Source organism: Streptococcus sp. Z554, from assembly GCF_053010305.1.
Genome location: NZ_JBRKNV010000006.1, coordinates 108,874 through 124,145, shown reverse-complemented (window position 1 = coordinate 124,145; position 15,272 = coordinate 108,874). Strand labels below are relative to the sequence as shown.

Annotated in this window: 15 protein-coding genes and 1 pseudogene; 4 read left to right on the top strand and 12 right to left on the bottom strand. The window is 37.0% G+C overall.

The features are described from left to right. Positions 1–577 precede the first annotated feature (577 nt). The 3 genes from ACVC7R_RS06750 to ACVC7R_RS06740 form a co-directional block, all read right to left on the bottom strand. On the bottom strand, positions 578–1,159 hold the full coding sequence (locus ACVC7R_RS06750; protein ID WP_447264043.1) for a hypothetical protein: 582 nt from the start codon (positions 1,157–1,159) through the stop codon (positions 578–580). A 68-nt stretch (positions 1,160–1,227) separates the two neighbouring features. Beyond that, a complete protein-coding gene (locus tag ACVC7R_RS06745; protein ID WP_447264042.1) occupies positions 1,228–4,476 on the bottom strand; it encodes a DEAD/DEAH box helicase family protein in 3,249 nt (1,082 codons plus the stop codon). After that, a complete protein-coding gene (locus ACVC7R_RS06740) occupies positions 4,473–6,359 on the bottom strand; it encodes an Eco57I restriction-modification methylase domain-containing protein (RefSeq protein WP_447264041.1) in 1,887 nt (628 codons plus the stop codon). The genes ACVC7R_RS06745 and ACVC7R_RS06740 overlap by 4 nt, the downstream gene beginning before the upstream one ends. 915 nt (positions 6,360–7,274) lie before the next feature. Here ACVC7R_RS06740 and ACVC7R_RS06735 point away from each other — a divergent pair. The 3 genes from ACVC7R_RS06735 to ACVC7R_RS06725 are packed head-to-tail and all read left to right on the top strand — an operon-like array spanning position 7,275 to position 7,987. After that, entirely contained in the window at positions 7,275–7,517 is a 243-nt protein-coding gene (locus ACVC7R_RS06735) for a hypothetical protein (RefSeq protein WP_447264040.1), read from the top strand. A gap of 21 nt (positions 7,518–7,538) precedes the next feature. After that, on the top strand, positions 7,539–7,718 hold the full coding sequence (locus ACVC7R_RS06730) for a 4-hydroxy-3-methylbut-2-enyl diphosphate reductase (RefSeq protein WP_447264039.1): 180 nt from the start codon (positions 7,539–7,541) through the stop codon (positions 7,716–7,718). 41 nt (positions 7,719–7,759) lie between these two features. Further along, positions 7,760–7,987 carry a 16S rRNA processing protein RimM gene (locus ACVC7R_RS06725; RefSeq protein WP_447264049.1) on the top strand — a complete coding sequence of 76 codons (228 nt, stop codon included), beginning with the start codon at positions 7,760–7,762 and terminating at the stop codon, positions 7,985–7,987. 238 nt (positions 7,988–8,225) lie between these two features. On the opposite strand, the gene pezT is transcribed toward ACVC7R_RS06725, so the two are convergent. The 9 genes from pezT to ACVC7R_RS06680 all read right to left on the bottom strand — a co-directional run bounded on the left by pezT (position 8,226) and on the right by ACVC7R_RS06680 (position 14,088). Further along, positions 8,226–8,993, bottom strand: a complete 768-nt coding sequence (pezT, locus tag ACVC7R_RS06720; protein WP_447264038.1) for a type II toxin-antitoxin system toxin PezT — start codon at positions 8,991–8,993, stop codon at positions 8,226–8,228. Further along, positions 8,993–9,469 (bottom strand): type II toxin-antitoxin system antitoxin PezA, encoded by a 477-nt coding sequence (gene pezA, locus ACVC7R_RS06715; RefSeq protein ID WP_447264037.1) that lies wholly within the window; start codon positions 9,467–9,469, stop codon positions 8,993–8,995. Before pezA ends, pezT begins: the two co-directional genes overlap by 1 nt. A 408-nt stretch (positions 9,470–9,877) precedes the next feature. Continuing rightward, on the bottom strand, positions 9,878–10,441 hold the full coding sequence (locus ACVC7R_RS06710) for a TMEM175 family protein (protein WP_447264036.1): 564 nt from the start codon (positions 10,439–10,441) through the stop codon (positions 9,878–9,880). 151 nt (positions 10,442–10,592) lie between these two features. Beyond that, positions 10,593–11,243: a DsbA family oxidoreductase gene (locus ACVC7R_RS06705; protein ID WP_447264035.1), complete on the bottom strand. Its 651-nt coding sequence runs from the start codon at positions 11,241–11,243 to the stop codon at positions 10,593–10,595. Positions 11,244–11,270: 27 nt separating this feature from the next. Next, positions 11,271–11,450: a type Z 30S ribosomal protein S14 gene (locus ACVC7R_RS06700; protein WP_447264034.1), complete on the bottom strand. Its 180-nt coding sequence runs from the start codon at positions 11,448–11,450 to the stop codon at positions 11,271–11,273. Beyond that, positions 11,451–11,720 carry a hypothetical protein gene (locus ACVC7R_RS06695; protein ID WP_447264033.1) on the bottom strand — a complete coding sequence of 90 codons (270 nt, stop codon included), beginning with the start codon at positions 11,718–11,720 and terminating at the stop codon, positions 11,451–11,453. After that, positions 11,717–12,637 (bottom strand): thioredoxin-disulfide reductase, encoded by a 921-nt coding sequence (gene trxB / locus ACVC7R_RS06690; RefSeq protein ID WP_447264032.1) that lies wholly within the window; start codon positions 12,635–12,637, stop codon positions 11,717–11,719. The genes ACVC7R_RS06695 and trxB overlap by 4 nt, the downstream gene beginning before the upstream one ends. Before the next feature lie 8 nt (positions 12,638–12,645). After that, the gene (gene trxA, locus ACVC7R_RS06685; RefSeq protein WP_447264031.1) at positions 12,646–12,960 is read right to left on the bottom strand and encodes a thioredoxin; all 315 of its coding nucleotides are present in this window, start codon (positions 12,958–12,960) and stop codon (positions 12,646–12,648) included. Positions 12,961–13,359: 399 nt separating this feature from the next. Continuing rightward, positions 13,360–14,088, bottom strand: coding sequence for an ArsR/SmtB family transcription factor (locus ACVC7R_RS06680; protein WP_447264030.1), 729 nt, complete (start codon positions 14,086–14,088; stop codon positions 13,360–13,362). Positions 14,089–14,503: 415 nt separating this feature from the next. On the opposite strand from ACVC7R_RS06680, the pseudogene ACVC7R_RS06675 reads away from it, so the two are divergent. Next, positions 14,504–14,803, top strand: a pseudogene (locus ACVC7R_RS06675) (tyrosine-type recombinase/integrase); the annotation flags it as partial. Between the last annotated feature and the right edge of the window lie 469 nt (positions 14,804–15,272).

Below are 15,272 nucleotides of genomic sequence, written 5' to 3'. Positions count from 1 at the left end.
TAAATTTCAGTTAAAATACGTCAATTGCTTCTAATCAGACAAAAATCAGACAAAACCACATTATAAAAACAAAAAAAGCCTAGAAACGTTGATTTCATAGGCTTTTGGTATATTGTCTTACTTAACTTCTGTAAAAATTAACTTCTACACCTACAAAGCTTATTCTGACAAACTTTATAACAGTCTCAGAAAAAAAGGTAGAGAAAAAGGTAGAGACTGAAATTTCATCTGGATTTTCCAAAAGTTCTTTGTAAAACATAAAACCTAGTTGGATACATTTTTATTTGAATAAGTTTCAAAATCCCCTTTAAATCAGCGTTTCCTCGCTTTTTTTAGAAAACTAATTTCATCTAATTTGAATCAATTTCAGTTGAATGGTGTGAATTTTACCCTAAAAATACACAAATTGAGCTAGATTTTACCAAAAAGTTCACACCATTTATATAGTCCTTCGTATTCTGATAAATCATTCATAATTGAAATAATATGATTTGAATGAAAATACTTGTTTAAAAATTATTTTCAGAAATCATAATAGAAACTTTTTTAGCATCTCGAATTATATAATTTAAAATAACTAAATTACTTCTGAACGGTATATGTTCTTTTGTACTTTAAGATACTCTTTTAGATCAATAATTTTGTTATTATGATTATTTTTTCTTTTAGCTTCATTATGATAATGATACGCATAGTTATTTGCTTCAGCAAACTGCTCTGTATAAGTCTTAACCAATTCAAATAATTCATCAAGAGATGTATCTAATTCTAATTTCTTTAGCAAAGATTCATTTTTATTTAAGAAATTTAAAAACTTATCAATATCTTTCTCAGTCAATTCTCCTTTTTGAGCGGTGATTAAATACTGAGTTAACCTCTTTATTAAAGATTTTGATACACTATTCATCTGAATACTACGATAGCCGTAATAACCAACTCCTCCTATAGCTAAAACTCCTGCACCTATTAGTCCAACTTTTATAGCCTTATTGCCGATTAATTTATTTGCAGTATCTTTAGAAAAATCTACAGCTTTGAGATGCTTAATAATCTGTCCCTTATTATTTCTTATAACAGAACCAAATTGTTTGTATATACCTGATTCTAAGCCCTTTTGAATATCGTTGGGTATAACTAAATTAATATTATTAATAACCATAATAAAAACTCCCTTATACGAAAAGCATTTGCTTAATTTGTAAGATTTAATTACAATCAACTAGAATCTTACCCAAAATATTTATCCACCAATTCCTGAATCCTACCTTCTTTGGCAGCTGGAATAGTATCTTCTAAAATAAAATTCTTTCTACTGATATCTTGGGAAAGATTTCCAAAGATAAAATTAGTCGAAATATTATAGATAATCTCCGACGGTGCAAATCCATAAACTTGATTTTCTAGGATATGTTTTAAGCGTTCTTCAGGATTTGGAAAGGCTTCTTTCAAGCCATTGCTGTTATATAGCCGCTTAACAAGCTCTGCAATATAGAGACCTGACTTCATGTACAAATCAATAAATGTCTTAGATGGATCATCAAAGATTCCTGGGTTTTCTTTTTCAAGCTCATCTACCATTCTCTTCACCACTCGTTTAGGAGTGAAAATCTGATTGGTTTTCTGTGGTGGAATATAGTCAAAAATATCTTCTTTTTGATCTTTAAAATAATCCGCCAACTCCTCTTTCTTGCGAAGAAATTCTTGAATGGCCTCATCGAATGTTGCTCGATCAAAGAGATGTCCTGCAAAATCCTGCCCACCATCTCTTAGGTAACGAAATTGGTCAATCGTAATACCAGTCACTTCAAAGAAGACATGCTCAGGAACAAAGGTGTCAAAATTATCAAGTGTTAGAGATTGATCACCATAGGCCATGATGAAACTTGGAATTGTTCGTGCAAATCCTCGAAGATGATCCCGGATTTCATCTTGAGCTGATTGTTTCAACTGTTCTACACGTTTGACCTCAACCTGTTCGATAAACTTCTCAGGCATTTTTTCCACTTCTTTTTTGAGTGTTTGTTCTAGTTTTTCTTTGTGAATGAGATTATTTTCTTCTATTCGTTTTTCAAGAACTTCTTGAATCTTATCTTTCTGCTCCTTATCATTTACTTCCTTGAGCTGCTGCTGCAACTCTTCCTTGATATGGGCTTCAGTAATTTTACGTTCTATCTCATTTTTTCGAACTTCATTCTCAAATGTGACTGCAATTTGTTTCTTGATCTGGTCTGTTTCCCGAGTTTTCAGATCATATCCAGCTTTCAATTCTTCTACAATTACCGTAGATACTGTCTGGCTCAAGTCATTAATTAGTTGTTTTTGAGTTTTGTCCTCATCCGTAGTGACCAAATCTGTAACAGACTGTCCAAGTCCATAAACTTTTTCACCAAAAAGTCGCGTTTGTTGATTAACCACTATTTCATGGTCAACAACTGCATTGCCTTCATCATCCACTGTAACATCTGAAAAATCTAGTAAATCAGAAGGTGTTTGTAACTTGCCTTCCTTTTCAACTGGTAGTTCATTTAAAATGTCTAGAACTGTTTGACTAGCTTGAAAAATGCCGCTGATATTATCAAATAAGAGATTGGACATAAATCCTCGTTTGAGGACTTCTCTAGCTTTTATCTGACGTGGTATAGTCAGAACTGCCTTAGCATCAATTTCAACCATCTTACCTGCACGGTCTTCTGCTATGACAGGGAAGAAATTCAAGAGTTCTCTGATGTTTTCTTCACGAGTTGCGGAAGTTCCACCACCTCCTGCAGTTGCAAGCGATAAGTTATTCGCAAACTCATCAAAGAGAATCAAGGTTCTTTCTGGCGCAAAGTCAAATACGTAGGCTCTTTCTTTGCGGAAGTGATTCCCTTTGCTATCGCTCCATGAGTATGGATTTTGAGCACGGAAGGCGGCCTGCATATAAAGGGCAGGTGATTTCAAGTTTGATAACATTAATACGCCTGTCCATTCAGGAATGGTCACACCTGTCGTTAATTGACCGACGGATAGGGTAATGGTTTTGTCATTCTCTGCTATCGCTTTTCTAACCAAGTCTAGGGATTTGAGTTTGACCTTATCATCTTCTTCGGACATACGCCCGTCACCAGCAGCTAGAACAATCTCATAATTTTCATAGATGGGGTGTTCCTCTAGCAGCGCTTTTAAGGCTTTAGCTGAGGCTACACGTTCTAACAACCAAAAAGTATGCTTGAGTTCGTTCCGAAGTTCTTTGGTTGAAAATGGATACTTTTCATTGCTTGATAGAGTATTTAGCCAATTTCTGACATCTTGCTCATGGATAAATTTCCCTTTATCATCTGTAGCGAAAAATTCACTCAAGTCAAAAGCATAGTCGATATTTTCGCCATCTAGTTGAGCACCTTTTTCTAACTCCTCACCAATCATCTGAGACATTTGATAGGTAAAGAGATTTAACTGAGGCAAGCTTTCATATGGATTTTCCTCTTCTTGCTCAGGCGACCAAGTAGTTTTAGCTGCCTGCTCATCCGCATAAGACCAGTTGTAGATCTGCTCCTCGGTAAACTCTCCCTTAGCTAACGCCTTAAATGGAGTTCCTGATAGATGCAAGGTAAAGTTTCGACGAATCTTATTAAAAGCTTGGTCTGTCTTGAAGGTATCAACTCCTTCGTGAGCTTCATCGATAACCAACAAATCCCAATGAAGGTCTGTAACCCATTTGAGTTTATTGTGCTCTCCCCCAAGATAAGCAGAGCCTTTCAAGTCTTGAAGACTGATAAAAGCAAGTTGTCGTACATCATCATCTAAGATATCAAGAAATTCTTTTCGAGATAACGTTGGTTGATTTTTAAGGCTATCTGATTCAGAAACAAACTTGTAAGTCGTTTGACCTGCAATGAATTTTTCAAAATCATCATACCATGAATTAGCAATGGCAGGTCTGTTGGTTACAATCAAGACATTGACAGCTTCCATCCGACGAGCTAGATCATAGGTAGATAAAGTCTTACCAAAGCGTGGCTTAGCATTCCAGAGGAACTTGCCTCCTGGGTGATTTTTGAAATAAGCTAAGGTCTTAGAAACTGCTTCTTCTTGCTCTTGTCGCAGGATATAGTCCTGTCCTTGGCCAGGCTGATACCCTGACAAATCATGCTGAACAAACTTATCAAAAAGATTTTTAGATTTTTCAGGAGTTCCATTAAAATAGAACCATTCCGTCTTAGGACGATGTTCCACATCATGGAAAGAAAGGAAATGGTGGAAATCATGATCCTTAAAAGTCTTTCCTTTATCGGGTTCTTCTGTATAAGCTGCATCCCCAGTCCATAAGACATCCGTAGCTATATGAGCAGTGTGTGTTTGTTCTTTAATTCGTTGCGTGACATCACGTTCCGTATAACCAATCTTAATCCAGCCCTCATTACTGGTTACCGTAGGAGTAGTGTAGGCATAGATTTTAGGATGAATCTCTTTAGAAGTTTTAATTTCTACCATCAATCCATCTCCCTTACATGAGTCTCAATAAAAGCAATTTCCTCAGGAGAAAGGTTATATTTTTGATAGAGCTGACGGTCAATATCAGCCACTGATTGTGTCCAATCAATGTCCGAATTGACCGTAAAATCTTGGAGTGGAACGTAATACCAAGTTTTTCGAGAGTTATGCTGAGTAACTTTCAAAACACCTAATAATACTCTAGCGAATTTAGTTTTAATAAATTTAATACAAGCATCGGCTTCAAATTTTGTTTTAAAATTGCCAATAGATAAAAAAGTGTCTGTATGCCCGATTAGGGGTTCCCCGATTAGGGGTTCCCCGATTAGGGGTGTTGATAAGACCTCACCTAAGGCACCACTTCCATTAGCTTCTGGTACAAAAACATTATAATTTTCGAATGTTTCCGGTAAATCTAAATATTTTTTATTAATATATCGATAAACACGTTCGGAGCCAATTCTTCCAAGTAGAGCAACATGGTCTTTTTCTTCTTTGTTTTTGAAAACAAAATCTAACTGAGTTAGTGATTTCGAAACAATTTTATTTTTTGTCCCTTTTCCTTGCAGCTTTTCAGCATTTGGATAATCAGAAAAAAGTTGATTTGAAAATCTATAAATACCTTGAGGATAAACTAAATCAGAAAAAGTTTTAAAGTCTGTATGTTTTTCGATTTTTTTTACAATACTATTTAAAGCTTCAAAAATAGTAAATACTCCGATTGGTCCCAAATCTTTATCAGCATCACGATAAGTTATTGCTACTCCACCCTTAATATCTGTTCCTGTAAATACTTTACCGCTTTTAAGTTCATAGAATTGAACTTTTAAATGCTTGTCTTCAAGCATCTTTTCCATCCAATTTTTAGGAGTTTGACCAGCTTTAAATAAAAATCTTGCTGGGGTGATAAGTATCGATTTATCTGCGATTTTAATTGCTTCATCAATAAAAAAGTGATAAATTGGTTCATCTCTAGCTTCGCCTGTTTCTTGATACGGCGGATTTCCTATCACGACGTCAAATTTCATTTCACTTTCCTCACTAGATAGGCGCTCAAAACCTATCATCTTGTTCTTTTTCCAGTCTTTGATTTGGGTTTTAGATTCTTCTACTTCTTGGACTTCCAGCTCATCTGAAAACAAGCTTAGCTGTTGAGATTGCTCTTGTGTAGCTGAGTAAGGACTGATTTTTTTCAATCCATCCATCTGAAAGACATTGTAGGAGATAATAGTCGCAATTTCTTTCTTTTGCTCTAAGGTCGGTTGATTTCCAGTCTTTGCAAGATAGTAGTCCTCAAATGTTGCTAAAAGATTTTCACGCGCCAAAAGCAGCGAATCTCCTTGATACTCATAGCCATACGAAGCTCGATAAGCTTTTTTTACGAGTTCATAGAAGGTAGCTTCATTTGAGACCTCACGACTAATGCGCTGCAATTTTCTATCAACAAAACCAACTCGCTCAGATAATGGAATTTCCTCGCCAGTTACTGTATCATAGCGAGTAACCATATAAGGTGCTTCACCACAGGTAATTTCTAGCCAGCGCACTTGGATATAATCTTCAAGATCCAGAGCTTCAAGTTCAGCTTCCACGTAACCATTTTGCTTTTCAACTAACCAAGTTGGCGTAAAAACTTCGGCTCTAATCTTGGTTCGGTCTTTTTGTTCATACTTGGACTTTTCTGATCGGGGTTGAATCAAGTTTGCATAGGTTCCCGTCACCCTACTTGGAGTGATACGATCACTTGGAGCAAATCCCTTTCCCAACAATTCATAAGAATGTGTCGCCCAAACAATATTTTTCTTGGTCGTTCGATCTTTTAAAAGAATTTTTAATAAGTCAGCCGACTCCATAGCCAACTGTTCTTCACTAATATCTATTGCCATAAAGCAACCTTTCGTGTTTTTAATGGAATTTCTAAAAATACGTATTTTTCATTTATTAATCTATTATATTTTACCACAAAAAAACACTGAGATACTCGTCCCAGTGTGTTTATTTCATTCTATTGTTTTCGTCCCAGTGAGCATTTTTTTCTGTAATAAGTTTTAATCTTATATGTTATAGTTGATAAAATTGTAGATGAGATAGGAAAATCAAGGACAATTGTATACCTAATTAAGCAAAATGCTATAAAAAACTTAGTAGGTGTAGTAAATGCAGATTGATTTATATCTATATTAAAAACCCTATGATTACCCTACGGTTACATATTTCAAAATAGCAAGATTTTAGCAAGGTATCGTACTTTTTAGAGCTATAAAATGGTGAGGTTTTGGTGAGGTAAAGCTACTTTTAGAACCAAAAGAAAAATAGAGGTGTCCCACCTCCTACCGCAGGATGAACTGTTTCAAGGGGAGATGGAAAACCTCTATTCGTTAATTTAATTATAGCCTAAAAAACTAATTGACGCAAGAATATTAAGATATATCCTTTTGGGTAATCGAAACAGTAAAAGGAACTGACTTAGGCACCGACCTAAAATAGGTCATTGGGCGCCAAACCAGTTCCTTTATTTACTTAAGTATACAACATTTTACTAGAAAAGAAAAGTACAGGCCAGACTATCGGGGGGCTTTTTAGAACCATAGAATTGTGAGACAGGTTGGTTGAAAAAGTAACTAAATAGTAGTATAATCATACCAAGAAGACGTAGAGAGTCGTATATGGGGATTACGCCTTGATTGAGGAGATTCCGGTTCGAATCCGGGCTTCTACGTTACTTTCAACCCCTTCATTGGGGTTTTTTGTTACCAAAAATCTGAACAAAGACAAACAGAAATTAAAGGAGTTGAAGAAACATGAAAAATAAGATTATTGCTGTTTATAGAATTGAAAATCGTCTTGTGTCTATCACTGTTGAAGATCCTGATTTCTCAAACTTGAGGATGAACCAATTTGTGGAAATTGGTGGAAAAAAATACAAAGTTCATAGTATTCCATTTGTTAGGCCAACGCCTTCTAAAACCGTCTTAGAACAAGACACTTTTGCAATTGATTACACCGAGGACGAGCTACTTGGTAAAATAGTACTATTCAGCTAAACCTAGAAAAGGAGGAACACATTGAGACTATGGGAATATGTAGACAAAAAAGTGCGCCTTGTTTTAGAAGATGGCACCTCCATCACTGGCAAGGTTATAGATTGGTATGACGGCTATGATTTAGATGGTTCTGACGAAATCGTTATAGGTGATCACTCATACCCTGAGAACATTATCAAGGAAATCAAAATTATCACCTAGGCGCTTTCACCTGCAATAACACTATGGGAAAGGATTTTTATATGGCGATATTAGGTGATTTACAAGCGTTATATGACAATGGTTGGGATGCCTCTTTTGTCTACAAAGGGCAAGATTGTGCTATTTTACCAAATTCTGTCCATGATATTGTAGTGGTTGTTGGAGATAAGGAATACCAGGTATCATCATTCAATGATTTGATTTCTTTAAAAATTGGAGATAACACTTTAATAAATATTATGGATGGAATTGAAGTGCAGTATTATTAAAATAAAAAGCACCTTTGACAGGTGCAATTTACTTGCTTACTGAACACATCAATTTAATTAACCTTTTAGTTACCCTTTGTGTTTTCTCTACTTTTTTATAAAATGAACTTTGGTAGAAAACAGGGCAAAAAACAGAGCAGGCTTAGGCCTGTTTTTTATACTTCCCAGAGATTATGAGTAGTTAAATCTGGTACAAAAATAAATTACTTTTTTTAATGTACTCATAATTAGCCCTTCGTCACTTATCAATTTCCCCCAGTTCTCTCAACCGTTCCTGTCCCATCTTCAACATCTCTTCCTCCACTTTACTCCATTTTCCGAAGAGGCATTCTTGTAAAACTTCTGCTGCTGAGGTTTGATTTACTTCCGAATCATAAACACACGATTGATCTCTTTGATAAATTTGAATTTGATTAAAAATTTTGTCATTTTCTAACTCTCGTAAGTTATCAACTAAATGTTCTACAATTCCATCATGGTGCTCTTTGGGAGTCGCTCTCGCTTGACTAGGATCTATAGCATGGAGCTCTTCGTAACGTATCAAGGTGCTAAGGTAGGACAATTCTGGCTTGGTCGCAATCAGTGCAAGTGTGACTTGATATCCTCTAGTTTCCAATAATTGGGCCGTTTTTCGGGGAACTTCTGTTGTTCTCAAGGTACCCTCGATTAATAAATGATAACCTTTTTTACTCAATTCATCTACGAGATATTCAACCATTTGGCCCGCGAATACTTTGGTATAATCCACACTATCTTTGCCATACTTTTCCTGTAGGCTAAGGTAGTTCGGATGAAAAGAGCGATAACTATCTCCATCAATGATAATGATATTACCTTGAAATTCCCTTTGTTTCACACGATGAATCGTTGTCTTACCAGCACCACTCTGTCCCCCGAGCAAGATAGCCTTGGGCTGAGATGAGGTTGTTTTTCCACGAGTTAAAGAACGAACGAGTCGTTTGGAGGCTTGTTCAAAATTATCTTGACTAAATTCTTCTAGTTTCATTAAGCCACCACCAAATGACTAGCTTGTTCTAGCATACGTTCAATGCCATCCAAATAGCCATTAAATCGCTCAATATCCTCAAAAGTTGCAACAAGATAAATCTTCGTGTTCATCAAATCAGAAAGATCATCGCTCATTAGAACCCAAGGATTCGAAGTATCGTCAAATGCAATTCCTTGTTCATCTTGAAAACGATAAAGTTGCGCTAAGATATTCGCCCCTCGTTCTTTAATCACTTCGATTTTCAGAGTTAACTGATAATCTTCTACTGGTGTGAGCATTTTTTCCTCCCCTACGATATCGACATACGAAACATTAAATTTCTTGCAGATACGATCGATTAATTCTGTCGAAACTGAACTTGTCCCATTTTCGTAACGACTCAGACTATTTCTAGAAATACCAACAATCTTTGCAAACTCAGGCTGCGTTAGGTTATGAGCCTTGCGTAACGTTTTAATATTTTCTCCGATCATGAGGGTCCTCCTTTTATTTATTTTTATTATAGCATAAAAAAGAGATATGCACCATTTTTGGTGCGCCCCAAAAAACAGACAAACCTTATTAGCGATGTTAACATCTAAAATTTAGCTATTGAAGACTACATAATGAAAACTCTGAAAAGTACTGATATCCTGCTATTTCCCATAGTTTTTAAATTTTTAAGCAAATCAAAAAAAGACATCCAAGAGAAAATTCTTGAATGTCTGTAAACGTTGATACAATCGTATTGATTAACGTTTGAGGCTAGGGCTCCGCCCTTCGCACCCATGGCTGTAAGTTGCTAAAGCAACAACACCCATGTGAACTGACTCGCTTTACAAGCTTTCTTAAGATCTGGTTTTTATAACCGATGCTAGTTAGCCATTATTTTTAGTTTTTTTTCAAGATTTGTTGCTTAAAAAACCATAGATAACATTAATAATCATCAGTAGCGGGGCAAAAGGAATGAGATTTGGAAAAAGATAACAAACTAATAATATGAACACTAGCTGCAATCCATATAATAGTGCCCACCGATAAGGCATCTTTTTTTCTTCAGCTGATAACTGTCTTTGACTCGTCTTGATCACCATTGCTGTCATGATTATCCAAGCTACATCCCAAAGGACAAGAACGATGAGGTAAAACAGGAGAAATTCAAAATTAGCGGAATTCTGTCCAACCCCTCGAGTCGCTAAGGGAACAAAACTAGCTGTTAAAAGCCATAAACTATTGGCTCCAAATAAATGAAAGCTGACATGATCTACTAATTTGTAGAGTTCATGATAATATAGCCAGACTGCCATGATTTGCGAAAAACTAGTAATGTAGATAAAAAGCATGGGTAGCATGCTTCTAAGTCCTGCTACGGTCAATTCCTCAGGTAACTGTAACTCCAAGGCCATAATGGTGACAATAATGGCCAATATAGCATCTGACAAGGCTTCTACTCTTTGTTTTTCCATTCTGTCCTCCTAATGACTGCTTTTTTCTAATGGCTGAGCGGGAGTTTCTAACTGCTGTCTTGAGGGCTCTATGCTACAGCCATCAATCCCACAAACTAAACCTGTCTCTTCTGAATTGCTGTCTAGTAGTTTAAAAGGGGTATCTGTCATGTTATTGTGCTCCTTCCTCTGCTTGAATTTTTTTTAATACCGCTAACATGTATTCATAAGGCTGGGCACCTGAAATGCCATACTTATTGTTCAGAACAAAGAAAGGTGCAGCTTGAACGCCTGATTGGTGGGCTTCTAAGATATCACGTTTGACCTCATCAGCAAACGCATCTCCAGCAAGAACCTGCGCTGCCTCTTCTTGTGGTAGATCGAACTCACTGATAACAGCTAGTAACACAGAATGATCCGCAATATTAGCATGTTCTTCAAAGTAAAGATGGTACAAGGTCGTAATGAAATTTTGATGATCTTTTTTATCTAAATACTTCTGCGACCATTTAATAAGACGGTGAGCTGAAAAAGTATTGGTTGGGATAATCCCCGCCATATCAATACGAAGCCCTTCTTCATTTCCCATGCTTTCCATGTGCGCAAACTGAGCTTTAGCTTGCTCAGTGGTCATACCGTGACTGGCAGCAAACTCTGTGAGCATGGTTTCACTTGTTTCTAAAGGCGCATTGGGATTTAGCTGGTAAGATTTCATTGTCAAATCATCTGGGTTTAAACCAACAGCTGCCATAGCACGCTTCATCCGACTAGCACCAATGTAACAAAATGGACAGGCAATATCTGACCAGTAACTAATTTCCATATTTCTTTCTTCCTTCCTTTCTTTCCACTACCAAGAAGCTTTTTTCAACCCAAGAATGACACCTTGGTAAGCTTGCTGGCGTAAACAAATCCGACAAAGTTTAAACTTGCGGTAGACCGAATGCGGGCGGCCGCATGCCAAACAGCGTGAGTATTCTTGAACCGGGTAGGCCTTCTTTTTCCTTTGTATCAAAGCTTTTCTTGCCATTTAAACCTCTTTCTTATCCACCAATTGACCATTTTTAAAGACTAATAAACTCGTCAGGGTAGGCTGAATGCCAAATAAAGAAATGAGACGGGGCACTTGAAAAATATCTGCTTGGTAAAGCACCAAATGCTCTCGTTCAGCCGTGTCTATGAGTTCTTTTTGCCCAAGAGACGATAGGCTGCATTGATTTCCTGAAACCAGAAGAGCTAGATTTTGATGTTCGTCTAACAGTTCTTCTAATTCGATACTAGACGTGACTGATTTCATCATAGGTTATCAATATAGGCCAATGTATCTAGGGCAGCAATGGCACCGCTGCCTGCTGCAGTAATGGCTTGTTGGTATTTTGGATCTTGCACATCACCAGCTGCAAAAATACCTGCAACAGAGGTCTTTGCTGTTCCTGCCTGTGTTTGAATATAGCCTTTATCATCCAATGCTAATTTTCCATCAAGAAAATCGGTGTTTGGTTGATGACCAATGGCCACAAAGAGACCGTCAGCCTGAATATGCTCAATATCACCTGTTTCATTATTACGAACATCCAAACCAGTCATTCCCATCAGATTAGATGTAACTTTGACAGGCGTGTAATTTAACATCCAATGAATTTTATCATTTGCCTGAGCCCGTTTGACCATAATATCAGATGCGCGTAACTCATTGCGGCGGTGGACAACGGTCACTTTCGATGCAAAGCGTGTCAAATAGAGGGCTTCTTCCATAGCGACATCACCCCCGCCAACTACAAGAACTTCACGCTCTTTATAGAAGAAAGCATCACAGGTCGCACAAACGCTGACACCTTTTCCGACGGCCTCTTCTTCGCCTTCAATCCCTAGATATTTAGCGCTAGATCCTGTTGCGATAATAACGGCCTTGGTATCAATGATTTCACCATTATCCAGATGTACCTTGAAAGGAGACGATTCACCTTCAATTTTTTGAACAAATCCAAAGGTCATTTCGGTGCCAAACTGTTCTGCTTGGCGACGCATTGTTTGGACTAATTCGTTGCCAACAATCCCGTTTTCAAAACCTGGATAATTTTCTACGAGGGTTGTGGTGGTTAATTGACCACCCTCCAAATAGCCTGTGATCAATCGATTTTTCAAACCAGCTCGACTTAAATAAATGCCAGCTGTGTACCCTGCAGGTCCTGAACCTACAATAATTACATCATACATAAATCACCTCATGATAACTGTGCTTGAATTTTTTCCATCAATACTTGTTTAGGATGAACACCAACAAGAGCATCGACGGGTTTGCCATCTTTAAAAATCACCATTGTTGGGATAGAACGAATGCCAAAGAGATTGGCGAGCTCTTGTGATTGGTCCACATCCACCTGAGCAATCGTTGCTTTTCCGTCAAAGTCCTGTGAAAGTTCTTCCACTACCGGTTCCATCATCCGACAAGGCGGGCACCACTGCGCCCCAAATTCGATAAAACTCACCCCATTTTGGATAGCTTTTGCAAATGTTTCGGTTGTTAGTTGTGTCGTCATAAAAAACTCCTATCTAAAATAAATCGCTTCTATTCAATCATATGATTGAATAGTATAAGAATAAAAGAATGAATTTCAAAAAGGTTAACTTAGCCCTTCTAAAAATCCAATTTGTATCACTTAGTTTCTTTGAGATACTAAATAAGAAGTATTTCAAAGATGTAATTCAATAAAATCATTGAATAGGTTGAGTAAAAAAGAAATTCAACTTTTTTATTGAATAATTGAATTATAGCACACTAAATCTATTTTGCAAAGATTTTGCTCACGAGTCTCAGGTTATAAGAAAAGAGGCTGGGAAAAAAGTCCTAGCCTCTCAATTGTTTTTGGATTGTCGAGCAAGACGTAGTGGTTGAGTGGGCTCTACTACGATGATTTCATCAGCTTTTACAGCCCAACTCAACTTTTCGGAGGTGGGACGATGAAATCGAATTCTACGAATGACCGATTTCTGTCCCCACTCTCAAGTTCTGAACGAGAGGACGCACCCCACTTCCAATCAGCAAAACTGCGATTGAGACTATAGATACTGTAGCCTAAACTCTGTAAATCCTGTGCTGCTAGGTTAGCATAGCCACATTGGCGCCCGCGACAATAAACAATGATGGTCTTCTCTTTGGGAAGCTGAGCTTTTTTTTGATCAAACTCATCGATTGGTAAATTAAGAGCTTTTGGCAAGTGCCCTGCCTCATACTCCTCAACAGGCCTTAAATCAAGTAGGAGAGCATCTGTCTTAGCTGCTAATTCAATTGCATTAGCGAGCTCAATCTGAGGAACACCAGCTGCCTCATCATAGTCTGACTCAATCGCTCTGACTTCTGCTAACTGTTCTTCACCGACGGCAAATAACAGAAGGACTAACTGGATAACCTTTTCAGAAGCCAAGCTATAACGGATAAAATTACCATTTCGACTCGTCACCACCAAGTGACTTTCTTTTAAAATCTGAAGGTGGCGCGAAGTATTGGCAACAGAGAGACCCGTCGCATGCGCAATTCCCTCAACTGTCTTTGGTCCCTGTGATAATATATTTAAAATATCAAGACGCTTCTCACTTCCTAGCCCCTTTGTTAAGCGGGATAGCTCTTGGTAAATTTTTTGTTTGTAATCAATCATTGTCTCTTGCATCAAATCAACTCCTTATCTATTCAATTTAATAGTATAATTCTTAAAAACAATTGTCAACTATTCCATTCGAAAGATGTTGATACTCATTTGTGGCAAAAAGCCGGCATTCGCCAAAAAATAAAAAGAATACTTATCCTTAACATTTACTAATATTAATAGGTAAATCATGTAAAAAGAGACCTATCTCTGAAAAAATGAAATTTTTAACGAGCCGCACTTTCTTTTGTGACATACTATCTATGTGCGACCATAAATTGTATCAAAATGATTTACTTAGAGCTCTCAACTGCCAACAATTTTCTAATGATTAATTTGAACATTCATAAAAATAGTCCACAACTACTTCTCTTGTCGCTATTATCTCAAAGCCTAAAACAAGAGACAAGAAGTAAACAGCATGCAAGACATACTACCCGAACAGTTTGTCTTTACTTATATAGACACTAGAGGAAACATCAACAAGCCTTTACATGCTGACTATCTCAACAATAAAATGAAAAGCATCAGAAAGCTACATAAAGAGCTGGCACATGCTACACCTCACAAGTTACGCCATACAGGAGCAACACTCGCTAAACAGGCTGGAACCTCTATGGAAGCTATCTCTGAAGCACTCACTCACAGTGATACAATTACAACTAAGACTTATGTCAACACTTCAAATGTAATCCCAATGGCTGTTGGGGAAATTGCCTTTCGTAATCTTAAAAAATAATGGTGTGAATTTGGTGTGAAAAGTGGTGTGAATTTTGCTAAAATCCATCAAAAAAACACCCCATGGTGTGAACCACGAAGTGTTTCGAAACGTTGATATAATCGTATTGATTAACGTTTTGAGAATTGTGATGCTTTACGAGCTTTCTTAAGACCTGGTTTGGAAAGTATGGATTTCAGTTGGACTAAAAACAGCGTAATATAACGGCTTTTCAGAACTATATCTACTAATTAATTTCATAAAATATGAATCATTATTTTTTAAATAGGGGAATAGTTTAGGTCTGTAAGAATTAACTTATACACTTACAAGGTTTATTCTGATCGACTTTATAACTGTCTACGAAAAAAAGACAGAAATGAGAGATTGAGTGTGGGGAAAAAACTATTAGGTGTAGTTTCAATACTTCTACTAATGTTTTTGCTTATATTTAATGCAAGTAAATAGTCAATTCGTCCGAGCATTTCCT